The organism is Albidovulum sp., assembly GCF_049646345.1.
Taxonomy (GTDB): domain Bacteria; phylum Pseudomonadota; class Alphaproteobacteria; order Rhodobacterales; family Rhodobacteraceae; genus Albidovulum.
The window spans coordinates 1-3,892 of the sequence record NZ_JBARVQ010000558.1; the positions used below are offsets into that span (position 1 = coordinate 1).

Sequence of the window (3,892 nt, forward strand, 5' to 3'; positions counted from 1 at the left end):
CCCCTATACCGACGGCAATGACGTCGATTTCGGCCCCGTCGTCACCGCCGCGGCCAAGGAGCGCATCCTTGCGCTGATCAATTCCGGCGTTGAACAGGGCGCGGAACTGGTGGTCGACAACCGCAACTTCTCGCTTCAGGGCTATGAGAACGGCTTTTTCGTCGGCCCGCATCTTTTCGACAAGGTGACGACCGACATGGACATCTACAAGACCGAGATCTTCGGGCCGGTCCTGTCGGTTGTCCGCGCCAAGACCTATGAAGAGGCGATCGGCATGGCGATGGACCACGAATACGGCAACGGTACCGCGATCTATACCCGCGATGGCGATACGGCGCGCGATTTCGCCCACCGGATCAATATCGGCATGGTCGGCATCAACGTGCCGATCCCGGTGCCGCTGGCCTATCACACCTTCGGCGGCTGGAAGAAATCCATGTTCGGCGACCTGAACCAGCACGGGCCGGACAGCTTCAAGTTCTACACCCGCACCAAGACCGTGACCGCCCGCTGGCCCTCGGGCATCAAGGAAGGCGGCGAGTTCAACTTCAAGGCCATGGACTGACCGTCACGCCGGGGGCTTCATCCGCCCGTTCGGTATCACTGCGATCACATGGGCCGGGGGCAGATCAGCCTCCGGCCCGCTTGTTTCCGGGCGGGCTGGCGCGGGGTTGCGCATCGCCTCGGCCAGGGCTCCGCGATGCTGTCGCGCTTTCACGCATTCGAAACTGCCCGCCCGGAAGGCGCGGCAGGCCTCGGGCCGGACCTCATAGATGCCGCAGACAAGGCGCGCGTCATCGGTGCAGGCAAGCTGGGCACAATGGCCACCGCACATCTTCATGAAGCGGCGTCCGTCGACCTCACTGGTCAGTGTGGCGGGGATCGCCCGTGCCCGGTCATCGGGCAGAAGGGCGATATAGCGGTCATGGGTGCCAAAACAGTAGGCACCGCAGGCCGTGCAATCAATGTCTGAGGGGGGCAATCAGTGGACCTATGGCATGCGCCGGTCCGGTCGGCCCTTTGCCGCCGGGCGATGCGCCGGCGCGGCATCTAATGCCCGGATCACGCAGGTGCAAGCCCTGAAAACTTGCCCGACGCCCCCGCCTCTGCTCAACTGAACGAAATCTTGGGGGGGTGACACATGACACAGCCGGATTTCACCATCGGCGTCGAGGAGGAATACCTGCTCGTCGATCAGGACACGCTGGCCCTTGCCGTCGCGCCCGAGGCGCTGATGGCGGCCTACAAGGCTGAAATGGAAGATCAGGTCAGTCCGGAATTCCTGCAATGCCAGATCGAGGTCGGAACGCGGGTCTGCAAGGATGTAGCCCAGGCGCGGGACGAATTGCGCAAGCTGCGCGCCTGTGTCTCGCGCCACGCCGCACAGCATGGCCTCGCCCCCATCGCCGCTTCCTGCCATCCGTTTTCCGACTGGAAGGATCAGCACCATACCGACAAGGAGCGCTACAACGACCTGCGCCGCGACCTTGGCGGCGTCGCGCGGCGCATGCTAATCTGCGGCATGCATGTCCATGTCGGCATCCCGGCCGAGGATATGCGCATCGACCTCGTCAACCAGCTCTCGTATTTCCTGCCACATCTTCTGGCGATGTCGGCCTCATCGCCCTTCTGGCAGGGCGACGATACCGGGCTTGCCAGTTACCGGCTGACCATTTTCGACAATCTGCCCCGCACCGGTTTGCCGCCGAAATTCTCTAGCTGGGGGGAATACAAGCGCACGGTGGACGCATTGGTGCATATGAAACTGATCGAGGATTCCTCAAAGATCTGGTGGGATCTGCGCCCCTCGGCCCGGTTCCCGACCATCGAAAGCCGCATCTGCGACGTGCAGCCCCGGCTGGAGATGACCCTGTCGCTGGCCGCAATGACCCAATGCCTGACGCGGATGCTGTGGCGGCTGATGCGCAAGAACCAGCGTTGGCGGCACTATGACAATTTCCTGCTGGAAGAAAACCGCTGGCGGGCGCAGCGCTACGGGATCACCGGCGGGCTGATCGATTTTGGGCGGCTGGAACTGGTTGGCTTTTCCGCCCTCATGAACGAACTGATCGAACTCGTTGCCGAAGATGCCGATGTTCTGGGCTGCACGGCCGAGATCGAGACCCTGCGCACCCTGCCGGACACCAGCGCCGACCGCCAGCGCCTCGTTCATGCCAATGCGATCGAGGCCGGAGAGGACGGGGCCAGTGCCATGCGTGCCGTCGTACGAAGCCTGATCGATGAGTTTCACGCTGACCTTTGACCCGGTTGGGTCAGGTTGGACCAAGACGCCGTGTCTTAAAACTGTATTAGCCCGCATTGCCGGGACGTTGCTGCCATTCGTGGATACGCCCCTTCGCCCGGTATCAAGCCGGAGACGCCAGGCGAGCGCCTGCCCGGCTCGCGTTGCACTCGTGGCAGTATCCGCAAAGGGCGCGCAATCGTACCGTCACAGTTTGCAGATACGACGGACATTCCGCGCCCTTCACGGGCTGTTCAATCCCGCTCAGGCACGGCGGCGACGTCCCGCAGCCCCCAGCGCGCCAAGACCCGCGATCAGCATCAACGCCGCCCCGGGCAATGGTACTGGCGCAGGCGTGTTCACGAAGGATTCAGACCCGCCATTGGCAAAGCCCTGAACGTGAATGCCAACCCGCAGCGATCCCGCCTGATCGCCGCCAAGATCAAGCCCCGCGATCACATCCGAAAACGTCGTTCCGGCGACGAGCGTCCAGACGATGGTCAGCCATTCGCCGGGATTGACGCCGTTCTTCATGACGCCCGGTTTGCCGGAATTGCTGTCTGCCGAAGCCCCGGTCGGGCTGACCGAAAAGCCGATCGTATTGCCGCCGGGAAGATTGCCGGGATTTGCGCCCTGGCTGAAGGCCACGCCAGTCGACGGCGTCATGCCGCCCATTGACCGCAGAACCGCAGCCTGATCGTCCCAGTAGATATCGGTGATCGACGAGGCCAGCGGACCGGCATTGCCGAAGGCGAATGAAACTGTGCCCGACCCGCTGTCGAGCACGTCCACCGTCAATTGCGACTGTCCGGCGGTGACATTCGTCGCTGAATTCGATGTCACACCGGTAAAGTTGTAAGTCACCGCATGCGCTGCTGCGCCCGAAACGACAAGCAGAGCAGTTGCGACCGCAACTCTGACGCTACTCTGAAACCCCGATTACCCCTCCATTTGAGAGACCAATTCTCTCACGCCGCAATTCTACCACATTTGCGGTGGCCGAACAGCGGAATCAGAGTGCTTTCTGTTTATTCATAGGAAGTTACCAAACACCAAAACAACTGGGCAGACAAATGCAGCAATACGGTGCAACCGGTCGGATACATCGCGGATTGCGGACAATTCCACTCGGGGGAGGCGCCTTTCCGAATCGCGCGCGATGCGGCCTTGCCCTGCCCGGTGACCGAACCACCCGACTGCGCATCTCCGGAATTCCTGCTTGCAAAATTTCCGAAACAATCAGAATTTAACAATCGTTCAATTACTGTGACCGGGGAGGCATCCATGGATTTCGCACTGAGCGAAGAGCAAGAGGCCATCTTCGATATGGCACGCGCCTTCGGGGCCGAGGAAATTGCGCCCCGTGCCCGCGATTGGGAACGCGCCGGCACGATCCCCAAAGCACTTTGGACGAAAGTCGCCGAACTCGGCCTTGGCGGCATCTATGTCAGTGAGGAACGCGGCGGGTCGGGCCTCTCGCGGCTCGATGCCACGCTGGTGTTTGAAGCGCTGGCAATGGCCTGCCCCGCCGTGGGATCGTTCCTGTCGATCCACAATATGTGCGGCGGCATGATCGACAAGTTCGGCTCGGATGAGGCCAAGGCGAAATGGTTGCCCGATCTCGTGTCGATGGAAACCGTGTTTTCCTAC

5 protein-coding genes are annotated in these 3,892 nt (G+C 61.8%); 3 read left to right on the top strand and 2 right to left on the bottom strand.

All coding sequences use genetic code 11. The features are described 5' to 3' along the window. On the top strand, window positions 1–565 hold a 565-nt coding region (locus tag WBB85_RS14380; RefSeq protein WP_432639293.1), incomplete at its 5' end, for an aldehyde dehydrogenase family protein. Window positions 566–568: 3 nt separating this feature from the next. On the opposite strand, the gene WBB85_RS14385 is transcribed toward WBB85_RS14380, so the two are convergent. After that, window positions 569–982, bottom strand: coding sequence for a YkgJ family cysteine cluster protein (locus WBB85_RS14385; RefSeq protein ID WP_432639294.1), 414 nt, complete (start codon window positions 980–982; stop codon window positions 569–571). A gap of 159 nt (window positions 983–1,141) precedes the next feature. On the opposite strand from WBB85_RS14385, the gene WBB85_RS14390 reads away from it, so the two are divergent. Beyond that, window positions 1,142–2,263 (top strand): carboxylate-amine ligase, encoded by a 1,122-nt coding sequence (locus tag WBB85_RS14390; RefSeq protein WP_432639295.1) that lies wholly within the window; start codon window positions 1,142–1,144, stop codon window positions 2,261–2,263. A 243-nt stretch (window positions 2,264–2,506) separates the two neighbouring features. Here WBB85_RS14390 and WBB85_RS14395 read toward each other — a convergent pair whose 3' ends face one another. Then, window positions 2,507–3,106: a VPLPA-CTERM sorting domain-containing protein gene (locus tag WBB85_RS14395; protein ID WP_432639296.1), complete on the bottom strand. Its 600-nt coding sequence runs from the start codon at window positions 3,104–3,106 to the stop codon at window positions 2,507–2,509. Window positions 3,107–3,526: 420 nt separating this feature from the next. Between WBB85_RS14395 and WBB85_RS14400 the strand changes: the two genes are divergently transcribed. Then, a partial coding sequence (locus WBB85_RS14400) for an acyl-CoA dehydrogenase family protein (RefSeq protein ID WP_432639297.1) occupies window positions 3,527–3,892 on the top strand: 366 nt, incomplete at its 3' end.

Excerpts from the sequence above, each read along its gene's own strand:
- WBB85_RS14390 (WP_432639295.1), top strand. The coding sequence starts at position 1,142 with ATGACACAGCCGGATTTCACCATCGGCGTCGAGGAGGAATACCTGCTC.